General features: G+C 32.2%; 17 protein-coding genes and 1 pseudogene. 9 read left to right on the top strand and 9 right to left on the bottom strand.

Annotated elements, in window-relative coordinates:
* Position 1 precedes the first annotated feature (1 nt).
* From CEF14_RS07625 to CEF14_RS07615, 3 genes are all read left to right on the top strand, one after another.
* Positions 2-223: a hypothetical protein gene (locus tag CEF14_RS07625; RefSeq protein ID WP_102692304.1), complete on the top strand. Its 222-nt coding sequence runs from the start codon at positions 2-4 to the stop codon at positions 221-223.
* Between the two features lie 173 nt (positions 224-396).
* Positions 397-1,575: an MDR family MFS transporter gene (locus CEF14_RS07620; RefSeq protein ID WP_102692303.1), complete on the top strand. Its 1,179-nt coding sequence runs from the start codon at positions 397-399 to the stop codon at positions 1,573-1,575.
* Positions 1,576-1,928: 353 nt separating this feature from the next.
* Positions 1,929-2,459 (top strand): DUF1572 family protein, encoded by a 531-nt coding sequence (locus CEF14_RS07615; protein WP_407690447.1) that lies wholly within the window; start codon positions 1,929-1,931, stop codon positions 2,457-2,459.
* A gap of 92 nt (positions 2,460-2,551) precedes the next feature.
* Here the strand turns inward: CEF14_RS07615 and pdxR are convergent, their stop codons facing one another.
* On the bottom strand, positions 2,552-3,922 hold the full coding sequence (gene pdxR, locus CEF14_RS07610; protein WP_245890101.1) for a MocR-like pyridoxine biosynthesis transcription factor PdxR: 1,371 nt from the start codon (positions 3,920-3,922) through the stop codon (positions 2,552-2,554).
* A 263-nt stretch (positions 3,923-4,185) separates the two neighbouring features.
* Between pdxR and CEF14_RS07605 the strand changes: the two genes are divergently transcribed.
* Both CEF14_RS07605 and CEF14_RS07600 read left to right on the top strand, forming a co-directional pair.
* On the top strand, positions 4,186-4,596 hold the full coding sequence (locus CEF14_RS07605; RefSeq protein ID WP_102692301.1) for a GNAT family N-acetyltransferase: 411 nt from the start codon (positions 4,186-4,188) through the stop codon (positions 4,594-4,596).
* 142 nt (positions 4,597-4,738) lie between these two features.
* A pseudogene (locus tag CEF14_RS07600) lies at positions 4,739-4,933 on the top strand (excalibur calcium-binding domain-containing protein); the annotation flags it as partial.
* A 64-nt stretch (positions 4,934-4,997) separates the two neighbouring features.
* On the opposite strand, the gene CEF14_RS07595 reads toward CEF14_RS07600, so the two are convergent.
* Entirely contained in the window at positions 4,998-5,414 is a 417-nt protein-coding gene (locus tag CEF14_RS07595; RefSeq protein WP_102692300.1) for a DUF5391 family protein, read from the bottom strand.
* A 9-nt stretch (positions 5,415-5,423) separates the two neighbouring features.
* Complete coding sequence (locus CEF14_RS07590) at positions 5,424-5,900, bottom strand: hypothetical protein (RefSeq protein ID WP_102692299.1); 477 nt, start codon at positions 5,898-5,900, stop codon at positions 5,424-5,426.
* A gap of 245 nt (positions 5,901-6,145) precedes the next feature.
* On the opposite strand from CEF14_RS07590, the gene CEF14_RS18990 reads away from it, so the two are divergent.
* The gene (locus CEF14_RS18990; protein WP_170061476.1) at positions 6,146-6,289 is read left to right on the top strand and encodes a hypothetical protein; all 144 of its coding nucleotides are present in this window, start codon (positions 6,146-6,148) and stop codon (positions 6,287-6,289) included.
* Positions 6,290-6,426: 137 nt separating this feature from the next.
* On the opposite strand, the gene CEF14_RS07585 is transcribed toward CEF14_RS18990, so the two are convergent.
* Positions 6,427-6,960 carry a dihydrofolate reductase family protein gene (locus CEF14_RS07585; protein ID WP_102692298.1) on the bottom strand — a complete coding sequence of 178 codons (534 nt, stop codon included), beginning with the start codon at positions 6,958-6,960 and terminating at the stop codon, positions 6,427-6,429.
* Positions 6,961-7,243: 283 nt separating this feature from the next.
* Here CEF14_RS07585 and CEF14_RS07580 point away from each other — a divergent pair, with 283 nt between their 5' ends.
* Together CEF14_RS07580 and CEF14_RS07575 are read left to right on the top strand one after the other, a co-directional pair.
* Complete coding sequence (locus CEF14_RS07580) at positions 7,244-7,648, top strand: hypothetical protein (RefSeq protein WP_102692297.1); 405 nt, start codon at positions 7,244-7,246, stop codon at positions 7,646-7,648.
* Positions 7,649-7,900: 252 nt separating this feature from the next.
* Entirely contained in the window at positions 7,901-8,503 is a 603-nt protein-coding gene (locus CEF14_RS07575; protein WP_102692296.1) for a GNAT family N-acetyltransferase, read from the top strand.
* Between the two features lie 303 nt (positions 8,504-8,806).
* Here CEF14_RS07575 and CEF14_RS07570 read toward each other — a convergent pair whose 3' ends face one another.
* Both CEF14_RS07570 and CEF14_RS07565 read right to left on the bottom strand, forming a co-directional pair.
* On the bottom strand, positions 8,807-9,661 hold the full coding sequence (locus CEF14_RS07570; protein WP_245890100.1) for a beta-carotene 15,15'-monooxygenase: 855 nt from the start codon (positions 9,659-9,661) through the stop codon (positions 8,807-8,809).
* Between the two features lie 311 nt (positions 9,662-9,972).
* A complete protein-coding gene (locus CEF14_RS07565) occupies positions 9,973-10,887 on the bottom strand; it encodes a MerR family transcriptional regulator (RefSeq protein ID WP_102692294.1) in 915 nt (304 codons plus the stop codon).
* 285 nt (positions 10,888-11,172) lie between these two features.
* Here CEF14_RS07565 and CEF14_RS19380 point away from each other — a divergent pair, with 285 nt between their 5' ends.
* Positions 11,173-12,081, top strand: a complete 909-nt coding sequence (locus CEF14_RS19380; RefSeq protein WP_102692293.1) for a methyl-accepting chemotaxis protein — start codon at positions 11,173-11,175, stop codon at positions 12,079-12,081.
* Positions 12,082-12,552: 471 nt separating this feature from the next.
* Here CEF14_RS19380 and CEF14_RS07555 read toward each other — a convergent pair whose 3' ends face one another.
* From CEF14_RS07555 to CEF14_RS07545, 3 genes are read right to left on the bottom strand one after another with little or no spacing between them, the layout of a single operon-like run.
* On the bottom strand, positions 12,553-13,023 hold the full coding sequence (locus CEF14_RS07555; RefSeq protein ID WP_102692292.1) for an S-ribosylhomocysteine lyase: 471 nt from the start codon (positions 13,021-13,023) through the stop codon (positions 12,553-12,555).
* Between the two features lie 13 nt (positions 13,024-13,036).
* Positions 13,037-13,774: an amino acid ABC transporter ATP-binding protein gene (locus tag CEF14_RS07550; RefSeq protein WP_102692291.1), complete on the bottom strand. Its 738-nt coding sequence runs from the start codon at positions 13,772-13,774 to the stop codon at positions 13,037-13,039.
* A gap of 15 nt (positions 13,775-13,789) precedes the next feature.
* Entirely contained in the window at positions 13,790-14,449 is a 660-nt protein-coding gene (locus tag CEF14_RS07545; protein WP_102692290.1) for an amino acid ABC transporter permease, read from the bottom strand.
* Positions 14,450-14,466 lie beyond the last annotated feature (17 nt).

Raw genomic sequence — 14,466 nt, 5'->3', positions numbered from 1 at the left:
CATGTCTGATTTCTTACAGGCAGTCTCAGAAATCAATAAAATTGATGAATTACTACTTCAACAATATCAAATGAAGAAAATCACTGAAAATCTAGAAGGTGCATTAATTGAATTTAAGAAGTTCAATCATCCAGAAATTCAAGAACTTCATATTGGCACAGCAGATGCACGAAAATATGCCTCAGTAAAAGTGTTTGAACAGGTATATAAAACCTTTATATAATCGATTTACAAAATTGCCCTCTAAAAGTACATTTAGCAAAGGATCTGATCTTTTGCTGAATGTACTTTTTTGTTTAATATACATATTTATTTATAAATCTCATGAAAAATCCGTATTGTAAATTCTAGGAGTTTAAGATAAAGTAGTGTCATTACTTATAAGGAGTTTGATTGATGCAATTTATATCCTATTTCCATCCAATTGTATGGATTATTTTGAATGGGACTATTTTTACACGTATTGCAAGCTTTATGACAATACCCTTTTTAGCAATTTATTTGCAAAATGAATTACATGCATCGCCATTAATGATTGGTGCAACATTAGGGATAGCACAACTTTGTGCAACACTCGGAGGGTTTATTGGTGGTTATTTAACGGATCAATTTGGAAGGAAATTTATCATTCTTACAACCATTTTTATTTGGAGTGCCGTATTTGTAGGATTTGCAACGGTTAGAGTAGTTGGGTTGTTTATCGTGTTAAATGCTATCAATGGATTATGTCGATCTTTTTTTGAGCCTGCTACACAAGCATTAATGATTGACTTTACAGAAGAAAAGAAGAGAAGAAGGTTGTTTTCTTTCCGCTATACAGCGATTAATATTGCTGGAGTGATTGGTCCACTATGTGGTGTGTGGATTTCTAGCATGTCCAATGCGAAAATTCCTTTTTTCATTACCGCATCTATGTACGCAGTCTACGGAGTATTTTTGATTTTTACGTTCAATAAATATGTAGTAACACCTCAAAAACAAGCACAAAAACAAACGATTTTACAGATGTTCAAAGTTGTTCTTTCAGATCAAAAACTTTTATATTTACTTGCAGGTGGAATTCTTGTAAGTCTATGCTATTCTCAATTTGACTCGACATTACCTCAATACATAAATTTAAATATTGAAAATGGCGTTAAGCTGTATTCTGTTTTGATTACGTTAAACGCGATTGTTGTATTAACTTTGCAATTACCAATTGGGATTTATACTGAAAGAATTTCTATGATGAAAAGTCTAATCATTGGGGTTCTATTCTTTGCTGCAGGATTTATTATCTTCAATTTTGCGAATACACCATGGTTATTCATAGTAGGTATGATTATTTTCACAGTTGGTGAAATTTTTGCATTTCCGATGATGAATGCTCTTATCGAAGAAATTGCACCAGCAACACAGAAAGCAACGTATCTTGGCGCCTCTCAGTTTAAAAATTTAGGCGGATTTATTGGTCCGATCTTTGGTGGATGGTTACTCATTCATTTTTCATCTGAATTGTATATTGTCATGGCTGTAATTTTCTTATCCAGTTTAGTATTTTATCGATTAGCTTTCATAAAGAAGGAAATAGTTTGAGAATGGAAATTTAAAACATAACGATTAATAGGATAGGCGAACAAATCGAATAGAATCGGATTTGTTCGCCATTTTTTCGTATAAAAGAAGTTTGTCTAGCAACTTGGTTAGAAATTTCTGGATTATAGCGAACGAACTTGAAAGTATTCTCACTCACTTAGTTAACTTTTAGTCACTTCAAATCACAGAAGTCTCGGTGTTATCGACATAATATCAATCAATGAATTAAGTGGAAACAATATAGGTAATTTTAATATTTCTATCATTACGGTTAAAAACTAAAAAATGAAACAATAAAGGAATAATTTGTAATGTAATAGAATATTAGATGGAGAAGGGGGAGGAGGATTCGTTTGTTTGAAGAATTTTACTTAAAAGCAGTAAAAGGGAGATTTGAGGATACAAAAAAATTAGGTGATGATACGTTAGTCAGGTTATCAGATTCTGATATTCATTGGCAACCAAATGATGAATCAAACAATATCGCCATTATTGTGAAGCATTTATCCGGAAATATGATTTCAAGATGGACAGACTTTTTGACAACAGATGGTGAAAAGCCTAATAGACACAGAGATCAAGAGTTTGAAGATACAATTACGTCAGTAGAACAATTAACTGTAGCTTGGGAGAAAGGATGGAATCAAGTTTTTGAAACATTGAATTCTTTGCAATATGGAGATTTAGGAAAATCTGTTTCTATTCGTGGAGAAGAACATACAGTTATAGAGGCAATCGAAAGGCAAATAGCTCATACTTCCTATCATATTGGGCAAATTGTATATATTGCAAAAACAATAAAAGGAAAAGAATGGGGAAGCCTTAGTATTCCTTTGGGAAAATCCGAAGAATATTTACAAACTTTACTTAAAAAGAACAAGTAATAATAGGGAATTTCATAGAAAGGGGCTAACGGATAAGCCCCTTTGATGTGTTTAGTATTCAATATTTTTGAACTTATTCAAAATATTAATCTTCAAAATTGACACCATACTTTTTTTAATCGAAGAATACCCTCCTCAATTTCCTCGAAGGTTAATCCACCATATCCTATGATCACCATTTGCTGAGTGGGAGGACCAACATAAGAATTGGAGCTTGGATAAATTTGTACCCCAACAGAAATTGCTTTTTCAATTGCTTCCTCTTCACTTATATAATCTGGTAGCTTCAATATAATATGAAGGCCAGCCTTTTCACCAATTATTTCAAATTTATCTGATAGATGAGTTTTAATAGCTGCAATTAAAGCCTGTTGTTTTTTACGATAAAGTGTACGCATTTTTGATAAGTGCTTGTCAAATAATCCTTGAGAGATAAAATCTGCAAGAAGTAATTGATCTATTTTTGAAACCACTGTTTTTTGTTCTTGATAAAAATTTGAAAAAGAACTCACGAGTTTTGAAGGTAAAATCATATAGCTAATTCGAATCGAAGGTACTAGTGTCTTTGAAAAAGTACCAAAATATATAACATGTTGTAGCTGATCCATTTGTGCCAAAGAAGGAATAGGCAGTCCTTTGAAACGATATTCTGAATCGTAATCATCTTCTATAATATATGCATTTTCTGCTGAAGCCCATTTTAATAAGGAGGCTCGACGTTTTACAGACATAACCATACCTAAGGGAAATTGATGTGCTGGTGTTGTATAGAGAAGATTTAGTTTTTTAGTTGGGATTTTCACACCAAATTCATCAACTTCAATTCCATATGTATGAAGACAGCTTTGTGAAAAAATGGCTCGAGCACGTTTAAATCCAGGTTCTTCTATGCCTACACTGATGGACGGACCAAAAAAGTAACAAAGAGCTTGTAGTTGATGTTGTGTTCCACCATAGATAAAAACTTGAGAAGGCTCGCACTGAACACCTCGAGAACGCTGAACATAGTCCGCGATTGCAAAGCGTAGAGAGGGCTCTCCTTGCCCTGTGTTATTTATCAAATTTTCCGGTCGAAAATGTTTGTTGTATAACTTTCGCCAAATAGCATAAGGAAAAGAAGTAGTATCTATATGGCCATTTTGAAAATCAATATCCACTTTCGGATGTTTGATTTCTACTGTAGTTGAGAGTGGAGCTACTTTTATAGGTGGCTGCCATTCAAATTCAAAGGGTGCGACAAAATAACCGGCACGCTCTTTACTATAGATAAACCCCTCCGCATTTAATTGTTCATATGCTTCTTTCACCGTATGAACACTAACGTTAAGATCAAGGGCCAGATTCCGCTTTGAAGGTAACTTACTGTGGGATGCTATTTTTTTCGTAATAATGGTCTTTTTAATCTGTTCATATATTTGACTATACATTGGAGAATCACTTTGCAGATTGATTGAAATTTCCAAACGAATTCACCTCTGATCTGTTCAATTTTTTAAAATATGTATACATATAATGATATCAAAAGGAAAGAGAATTTTAATGAATTTCGCAGATGAAATTAACGTAATCAAAATAAAGAGTTCAAAAAGTAATTTGGAAAATAAAAGGGTTTTAGGAATATTTGTAGAATTTTTAATTAACGATAAATAATTTATCGAAAGGAGGTATAAGACAGTGGTTAAATTGCGCAATAACCCTTCAAAATAAAATTTTGAGGAGGAAGATAATGAGGATCGTATTTAAAAATAGTAAAAATATTGATAAAGATCAACTAGAAAAATTATATAATGATGTTCAATGGACTGCATATACAAAAAATATGGAACTTCTTCAGCAAGCATTAAGAAATTCTTTAGAAGTAATTTCAGCTTGGGATGGAGAACAATTAGTTGGATTAGTACGTATCATTGGTGATGGATTATCCATTATTTACATTCAGGATATCTTAGTTATGAATGTATATCAAAAACAGGGGATTGCAACTCGGTTAATGCAACAGGTATTGACTAAATATGATTATGTTCGCCAAAAAGTTCTTTTGACAGAAGAGGGAGAAAACGTCAGACATTTTTATGAAAAAAATGGTTTCCAATCTTGTGATCAAGGTTCTTTAGTTGCTTTTGCTAAAATCAATTAACAGTTTCATTTCAAAGTTTGGATGCTTCAACTATTAATAGAGCTGATTCTACATAGTATTGTAGAACAGTTCTATTTTTTTCTTGAAATAACGTTATTTATATAAATATAGTGAAAAACCATATTACTGTAGTTGTACTGCTTTTCATCATGTTTATCCAAAAGGTGTTGCAAAATCTGCCCATACAAAAAATAAAGTGATCAGCAGAAAAACAGGAAAAGTTACATATAAACCATTTTCAAGTGGTACAAAAGTTTCTTCTACAATCTATCATAAAGCGATGAAAAATAATCCTGATTTAGATCGTGATAATGACGGAATTGCTTGCGAAAGATAAGCAAATTAAAACAAAGTGTCTCTTCTCATAATGAAGAGACACTTTTGTATTTCAGAAAATCTTTCTAAGCAATAGAAGGAGAGTTATTTTTTTTAGAATTAAATGCTACAAAGAACCATATTACATTGGTGATAATAGCTAAACTACAAACAAATATCACACTATATAGGTCTGAAATGGTATGCATTGAATATCCAATGACTAAAACAATTAGTAACAGGAAAGTAAAAATTAAGATGCCTAAAGCACATAGAAATGTCATGATGAATTTCATCCATTCTAGCCCTATAAGGTATAGAAATAATGGTATCGCATAAATTGAAAGGATATTTATTATTGCTAACCACATGCCAGGAGAATTGAATTGATTTGCATGTTTTCCTAATTGTGATAATGGAGATAATGAAATTACGACAATTAATACACAAAATAATATTGCAGAGAAGATTGTACTTATGGTTATGCCTTTATTTGTTTTCACAGAAACCTCCTATGTTTTAACGTTTTTTCGAGTTAAATTTCGAAGTAGTATAAATATAAGGATGAAGAAAATAGAAAAACCAATCATTTTAAGCATTTTTGAATGTTCTTTTAAAAAGAATGATAAAGAAAAGGCTTGTTTATATTCAATCGCTGCCTTTAGAAACTCATCTCCATCCCTTACAGCAATTGCTTTTCCTGGCTTTTCTCCGATAATTTGATAATACTTTGTACCGATCTCGTACTTATTTGAAGCATTACCATTAAAATCACCAATATCATCTGGTATTGTATCGACTTCACCGATTACTTTACCAACTTTTTCTTCAGGAATAGTTTCATTTAAAACCTGATATACATCTCCATCCCAAGAAACAAAAGGATACGCCCATTTCAAAGCGTTAACTGAAGATGTGAATAACAAAAAGAAAATAACCGTAATAACTAATTTGATAAACGGTTTTCTAGATAAATATTTTCTAATCAAATTCATCTCCTTTAGTAAGGAAAGTCCTAAACACAAAACAAAAAAGTCTAAAGAAAAATAATTTCTTTCATAATTATACGTATGGAGAATACAGAAAATTTCATTTTTTATTAAAAAGGACATGAATGATCTACATAATATTTATTTGTATTTATTGTAAAATTTGAATATAATTTCTTTTATAATAATGTAAGAAATATCTAATTTCAATACCATAGAGTAAATATGAAAGTGTGGTGTCATTCATGAAGACGAATAAGAAACATATTCAGAGAATTTATCGAAAGCGGATACAAGAAAAGAAAGAGCAGGAAATTATCTTTGTTGAAATGATCATAATCATGATCATTGTTGGTATTATAATTGCAATAGATCAGTATATAGGATAAAACATAACCTATCCGCAAATAAAATGAGTGATCGTTGCGAATAGGCTAAAATAGGAGACATTCTTAAAGTTTTATTTTCATTAAATATTTATGCAGCCTAATTTTTTAAAATACATCAAATGCAGTAAAATGATCGTTTATTTATTTACTTGATAATGCAGCTCAACAAATTGATGGAAGGTTCTAGTTCTAATTAAGGACAGGTTAGTTTGAATATCACTTTTTTTAAACAGTGGAATGCCGTTACCTAAAATAATTGGAGCTACAGTTATGATGAGTTCGTCAATTAATGTTTCCTTGATAAAAGAGTGTATAAGCTCTCCTCCACCAACAAGCCAAATGTCTTTTCCATTTTGTTTCTGTAACTCTTTCGTAAAATGGACTACAGGATCATTGATAAATTTTACATTTTCAGTATCTTCAATCCGAGATCGGGTAAATACATAACATTCTTCATTTTTATAAGGGTATTCTCCAGCAGTATTTTCCAAAAGCCAATCATAGGTTTTTCTCCCCATCAATACAGTATCCACTGTCCCAAAAAATTCTGAATAGCCGTTGTCTCCCTCACCTTCAACATTAAATAACCATTCGAGTGATTCATCTTCAGTTGCAATATATCCATCTAAACTCGTAGCAATAAATAATTTCAGTTTACGTTTATTACTCATTGTTTTCACCTCAATGAAATTTTTAATTTATTTTCTATTTTAGTATAACAACCATACTATAAGTTCTACTACAAATGCTACTGTACGTGATTTGAAATAGGTGCCTTATAGTTGATTTTGCCTTTCTGGAGAAATTTAACAACAATTTTAAACTAAATATATTTTGTGCTTGAGAAAGTTATCTCGTCTTCTACATTAAATAACTATTAAATCTTAAAAAGAATAAATATTTTAAAGATGTTTGACATAGTGTTTACTAGCTTAGTAATCGAGAGGGTGAGAGATGGTGAATTCAAATGGCAAGGTTGTATTTCATGGAACATTATTAGCTGGACTACTCATTTGTACGTCTATAGGTCATTATGTAACAAATACTGATGCAACACCATCTATGAAAGTAATGGAAAAAGATCAACAAAAACAAGAAAATACTACAATTAAAGAAAAAATTAATCAATCAAAATTCATCGAGAAAACTAGAGAAAAGTTAAAAAGAAAGGGATATCAAGTGGGATTTATACTATCCATTTATTCAGAAGATCATAAGGAATTAGAAGTTGTTGTAAGATCAGAAATGAATGATCAAGAAAAAGCAACTAAGGAAATTACACGGATTGTTGAAGAAGTGGCAAAGGAAAATAAATTAGGGTTATTTAATACGACGGTTAATTTTCCAAATGATGAATAGTTCATTAAAGAATATAATTACAGAGCTGCTATGATTGTTTATTTGGTTTAGTACAATCATTAACTATTAATCTCAAAAAAGTATACAATTTTACCCTAAAGATTTTCAATAGACTTGGTAAACATTTTAATAGATAAGAGCATATGCATGAATTGTTGCATATGCTTATTTTGGTATGGTTCATTTTAATGAATTTGGTTATGTTGCTCATCCCAAAAGTAAGCTATTTTAAAGAAAAGGAGTGAAGTGCATATGGAATTTACAACATTACATAATGAAAAAGTGATTTTAAAACCGATGGAGGATAGTGATATAAAAGGAATATATGAAGTTGCAGTTTATCCAGAAATTTGGTGGTATTTATCGATAACAATTGCATCTATAGAAGACACAAAAAATTATGTAACAACATCACTTGCAAATAAAGAAAAAGGCGTGGAATTTCCGTTTGTAATTATTAACCCAGCAACAAATGCTATTATTGGTTCAACAAAATATATGGATATTGATGTAAAACATAAGCGATTAGAAATTGGCTTTACTTGGTTAACACCAGCTTATTGGCGTACACCCGTAAATACAAATTGTAAATACTTATTACTGCAATATTGTTTTGAAGTTCTTAACTTGAATCGTGTTCAAATCAAAACAGATCATGAAAATAAACAATCTCAAAAAGCAATTGAACGAATTGGTGCACAAAAAGAAGGAATTCTTCGTAATCATATGATTCGAAAAGATGGCACGGTAAGAAATACAGTAATGTATAGTGTGACGAGTGAGGATTGGCCAATGGTAAAGAGTAAATTAGAAGATTTGATGTTGTTAAGATCAGCGAAAATGATAGTAGATTAATGACCAAAGTATAAGTAAGAGCTATTTTAAGTGTATTACTGCAATTTTTTTCATAAAACCTAAGTACCCTAGGAGGTCATTTTTTACTCAAGTTTATCTTATAGGGGATGTGTATAGTGTAAATATTTTGTTCCTAGTAAAGGACAGTACCCCACATTCAAATTAAGAGAAACAAAGAAGATAGGTGAGGTTCGGGATTACTGCCCGAAAAAGTATAATTGGTTCAACTAATCATCAGTGGTGGATAAAGAACCCCACTAATGAAAGTTCCTTAATCTTAGAACTCCTATAGCTAATATTAATTTACAAATCTGTTTGATTTTTTAGTAGTGCTACAAATTCAGCTGGTTGATCAATTCGTAGTGCAACATGATTATATTTTCTATGAATGCCTAAATAGAAGATTCCTTCAACTGGCTTTTTAAGTGTTAGCAACACATTTGGGTATACTTTTTCAAAATCACGGACTATAAATTCAAGGGTATCTTTTGAGGTTTTCTGTTTTAGAATAGATTCATCTACAATAATATTTTCTATCAATTCATAAGGAATCTCGGTACGTTTTAAAATGCCTGCAGAAATTAGCAATGATTTTTGATGGAAGGTCACAGGATTTAACCTCATTGCTTGCAAATCACCTAAGAAGAAGAAAACAGAATAGATATTGAAAATAAGCAATCCAATTGATAGGATAATGGATTTATCGTGAAGCCACCAATGAATTCCGAGAGTTTCAATGATAATTGCGTGAATCATCATGATTTGAAAAGCAATATAACTTGAATTTTTATAAAGCGTTAATCCATCACGTTCTTTTTTTCGCCAACTAAAGAGAGCATAGTAAAACATCAATGCTTCTGAACATATGATATGAACGAGTCTATGCGATTTCACATGTTGATCAACGGATTGTGGAAATGCAAAGACAGTTGGATATTGACTTTCTTTTGTTGAACGAATAATTTTCGGCATATAGATTGTAAGTGAAAGTAAGAAAGAAATTTCAAGTAAAAAAAGTGCAACTTCAATAGCACCCCCTACCCATGTAAAGGCAACGAAAGGCCTCAGATGTTCGATTGGAATGATAAAACGAGCTGCAATGCATCCTGTAGCAGAAAGAAGAACTAATTTCTTTACTGTAAATTTTTTCTGATACATTAGAAGTGTTAAGGGAACCATTATGGTTAAGTCTACTAGCGACCCTAGGACAACACCATTTGTATTTTCAGGTAAATTAGATGTACCGAATGATGTACGATATAAAACAAAATTTGAAGAAATGATGAGAAGTCCAAAGACTAGCCATAAAAATCTCTTTGAATTTAGCGCAACTATAAGATCAACCTCCCTACAATATCATTAGTTCAATTTTATAATATAAGGATAAATTTTCAAGTTTAAAGTAAATTCGCGATATAGTATAAAAAATAAGAAGTCATCTATCATCATGGATGACTTCTTACTTCTGATCAAGTTTTAAAGATTGAATTTATTTCTTTAATCAAAATAATATGCTGAAGTTTTTCTGTTTTGAGTGCTTGAATAGCACCTGGTCCACCCAAGTAGAATTGTATTTTTGGATGTAAACCTGCAAATTGATCTAATTTCTTTAGAACATAGAAGTTGTCTTCGAAAGGTTTTGCAGTCATCCCTGATAAAATCACTTTTTGGGGATGTAGTAGCTTTACAGTAGATTGTATCGCAGTAGGTGCTGGAGATGCACCTAACATTGTTGTACGAAAACCGAGTAACATGGCCTTTAATAATATGATCTGCATGGGAATATCGTGCCGCTCATTAGGTAAGCAAGATCCTAAAACTAATGGTGCATCTACATTTACCTGAAGTTCACGGCGTAAAGTAACAAGAAAATCATGTATTACTTGGCTAGAAAGAGCTTCCTGATACTCTCCCCATTCTCCAGCAAACCAAAGCTCTCCCACTTTTCTTAAATAAGGAATAATTAGCTCATCAAGGAATGTGGTCAAGTCTAATGTATGATGTGCTTGTTGAAGAATGTGTAAGATATTCGTGTCGTTTCCAATTTCACCATTCGAAATAAGACGTTCTAAGAGTTCTTCAATATATTCCTTTCTTTTCTTTTCATTTGTACCTTGGGGCAAAAGCATAGATTGTTGAAATGAAGTTTCAGCTTTTATTTGATGCATGGCCTGTTTTAACGTTTTTCCTGACTTTATCAAATTTACAATTTGTAATAATATGCAAACTTCTTGATAAGAATAGATTCGATATCCATTCTCTAATCTTTTAGGGTGAATAATATTATAACGAGTTTCCCACTTTCGTATGACTTGCTTAGATAAATTTGTTAGTTCGGATACCTGTTGAATGGTATATGTCGAATTTGGATTGATTTTATTCATTGTTTCTCATCCTTAAACATTATACATATGTTGTACAAAATGATATATGATATAAACCATTTTACCACAATATATAACTTTAACAATTATTGTAATATTATTTTACGGTTATTTCTACAACATTCCAAAATAACGATATTACTTTGAGCAAAGTTGAAATCATTGAATAAATAGCATGTTATTTGTATAATGTTTGTACAATGTTATAAAAGAACTAATAAAGTGATGATTTTTTACTAGTAATTTTGAATATAGTCCATTTAAACTGTTTAAGGAGAGAATAATATGTTGATAGCAGATCATCAAATGAATACAGAGTCTTTACTAAGTACCATTCAAAATAATGTGGCAATGATTTTATTTAATGTAAATCGGAAAGTAGAATATGTGAATGAGCTTTTTGCTAATACCTTAGGATACAAAGTGGATGAAATGTATGGGAAAAGTCATCAAGAATTTTGTTTTCCTTCATTTGTACATAGTTTAGAGTATAAACAATTTTGGAGAAACTTATTATCAGGGAAGAGCTTTCAAGATAAGGTTGAAAGAATGGATGCATCAGGAAATTCCGTCTGGCTAGAAGCTACCTATATGCCAATATTTGCTCCTAATAGTCACAAGGTTACTGGGGTATTAAAAATTGCATCCAATATAACAGAACGACAAAAAAAGATTATTCATGTAGCGGATGGTTTGAAGGAAATGTCAGAACAATTATTTCATCGTTCAGAAGAAGGAATAACAAGAAGTGAAGATCTACTTCAAATGATCAATCAGATAACAAATGATTCTAAAGAAAATGCTCAAAATTTAGTTGACCTACATAATGAGGCAGATTCGATTAAAGGAATTGTTAAAACAATACGTGAAATTGCATCGCAAACAAATTTATTAGCGATCAATGCAGCAATTGAAGCTGCTCATGCAGGGGAATATGGTCGGGGGTTTGATGTTGTAGCAAAAGAAGTAAGAAAACTTTCTATTAAAGTTGAAAAATCAATTACAGAAGTTAAAGAAAATATTGAAGGAATCGCAAAAGAAATAGACAAAGTAACAGAAAGTATAAATCGTGTTTCAGAAAATGTAGAGAAAACAAATGACAAAATTAATGTCACGATGGAGGATTTTAAGAACATATCATCTTCATCGGAAGAAATAGAAAAACGATCACGTACATTTTTAGAAATCATTTAGAGTAATCTGAGATAAACAGATATAGTGATGTTGCCGTTTCATAAGGGCAACCAGGAGAACTCTTGATTAAAGGGCCACAAGTAGCGATTGGTTGATGAAATAATCCAGATACCACAAGAGAACATTTATTAAGTGACTGGCTATGGTTCAGGCGATGCTGTTCAAGGACTTATTAGCATTGTGGATTGAAAAAGGGATAGGTTGAAATACAATGGGTACAATATTTATCCACGACAATTGGTTATATAACATGAAGCAATAGAATCCCCTGTTCCGATGGGTATTGCTAATCTTATGAAGGTGAAAAACCAAAAACATTTGTTGTTAAAAGACCAGTTACTAAAACAACACTTCAAGAAATTTAGGACTTTGTCATCTAGATTATAAAATTATTTAAGGGGTTTCTTGCTAATAATAAGAGCAAGATAACCCCTTTTTCGGAATTTATAGATACATATTTCTGACTAATAACTACTCACCAAAAACTTGATGCCATTCATTACGTTTTGCTAAGAATTCTTTTGCTAATGCCTGAGCACCTTCAAGGCTGTGACTTGCTGCCCATCCACATTGGACTTCGTTGCATGCAGGTACAGATTTTGCAGCAAGTACATCTTGTAAAGTAAGTTCAAGAATGTTTAGGACATCTTCATAATCATCATGATTGATGAATGATACATAAAATCCAGTTTGGCATCCCATAGGTGAAAGATCAATCACTTTGTCTGAATGATTACGAATACGATCAGCCATTAAATGTTCAAGAGAGTGAAGAGCTGGCATTTCCATATGATCTTTGTTTGGTTGTTTAAAGCGAATATCATATTTGTGAACAACATCGCCTTTTTGTCCTTCCTTTACACCTGCTAATCTTACATAAGGTGCAACCACTTTTGTATGATCTAAATCGAAGCTTTCTACATTTGTTTTGTCTTTTGACATATGATCGTCTCCTTTAAATAAATTCCATAGATTGAATGAACGCTTGAATACGTTCATTTGAATTATTGAAAAATTGTTCAGTTAATCCTTCAAATAATAGTTCGCCATTTTCAAGGAATAGAATTCTATCAGCAACCTTACGAGCAAAGTTTAAATTATGGGTAACAATAATCATCGATTTTCCTTCATCAGATAACTTTTGCAATACCTTTAAAACTTCACCTTCAAGTTCGGGATCTAGTGCACTTGTTGGTTCATCAAATAACAAGAATTTTGGATTCATAGCAAGCGCACGAGCAATAGCTACACGTTGTTGCTGACCACCAGAAAGTTGGGAAGGATAATAATTTTCTCGTTGGGACATTCCTACTTTTGCAAGTAATTCTTTTGCATTTTCAAGCGATTGCTGTTTTTCTTGCTTTAGAACTGTTACTGGTCCTTCAATTACGTTTTCAATAACTGTTCGATGTGGGAATAGGTTAAAGCTTTGGAACACCATCGCAGTATTCTTTCGAATGGTCATTTTATCGTTCTTTGTAATTGGTTGATCAAAAGTAATGGTTGTAGGAGAAATCGAAAGCATCCCTCTATCTGGTAATTCTAGCAAGTTAATGCATCGAAGTAAAGTTGATTTTCCAGAGCCAGAAGGGCCAAGAATTACAGTTGTTTCACCTTCATGAAATTGGATTGATATATTTTTTAGTGCGGTATGATCGCCAAATGTTTTCGTGATATTTTTAAATTGAACCATTTGGACGTTCCCTCCTTAAACATATTTGGAAGCAGCTTTTTCTAAACGACCTTGCATGTAAGTTAAAATTGAACAGAAAGCTAGATAAATCAGCGCAACCAACGAATAGATTGCAAGAGGCTCATATGTAACGGCAGTAATCTGTTGTCCAATCATGGTCATTTCAGCAATCGTAATACTTGCCGCAAGAGAAGTTCCTTTCACTAAATCGATAAAATCATTTGTAATTGGGGGGAGTGAAATACGGAAAGTTTGTGGTGCAATGACCCGACGTAGTACTTGTCCGTAGCTCATACCAAGTGATTCTGCTGCTTCCCACTGTCCTTTTGGGATTGCTAGGATGGATGACCGAATGGACTCCGAAGAATACGCACCAGTATTCAAAGCAAATGTAATAATGGCCGCTGTCCAAGGATCGAGTTCGATTCCAGCATGAGGTAGACCATAAAATGCTATAAATAGCTCAACAAGTAATGGTGTTCCTCTGAAAATCCATACATAAATACTGAAGATCGCTTTTAATAGCTTGAAGTGTGAAAGTTTAACTAATGCTGTTACGACAGCTATGATGAGAGCAATGGCAAATGAAATAAGAGATAATGGAATAGTGATAGTAAGACCGGCTTTTAATACTGGCCAAAATGCATCCATTGCGACTTCAAGTGAACGTTCCATTACACGACCTCCTTTGG

The sequence above is a fragment of the Rummeliibacillus pycnus genome (assembly GCF_002884495.1).
GTDB lineage: Bacteria > Bacillota > Bacilli > Bacillales_A > Planococcaceae > Rummeliibacillus > Rummeliibacillus pycnus.
The sequence above is the reverse complement of the archived record's forward strand: the minus strand, read 5'-3'. Positions and strand labels throughout refer to the sequence as shown.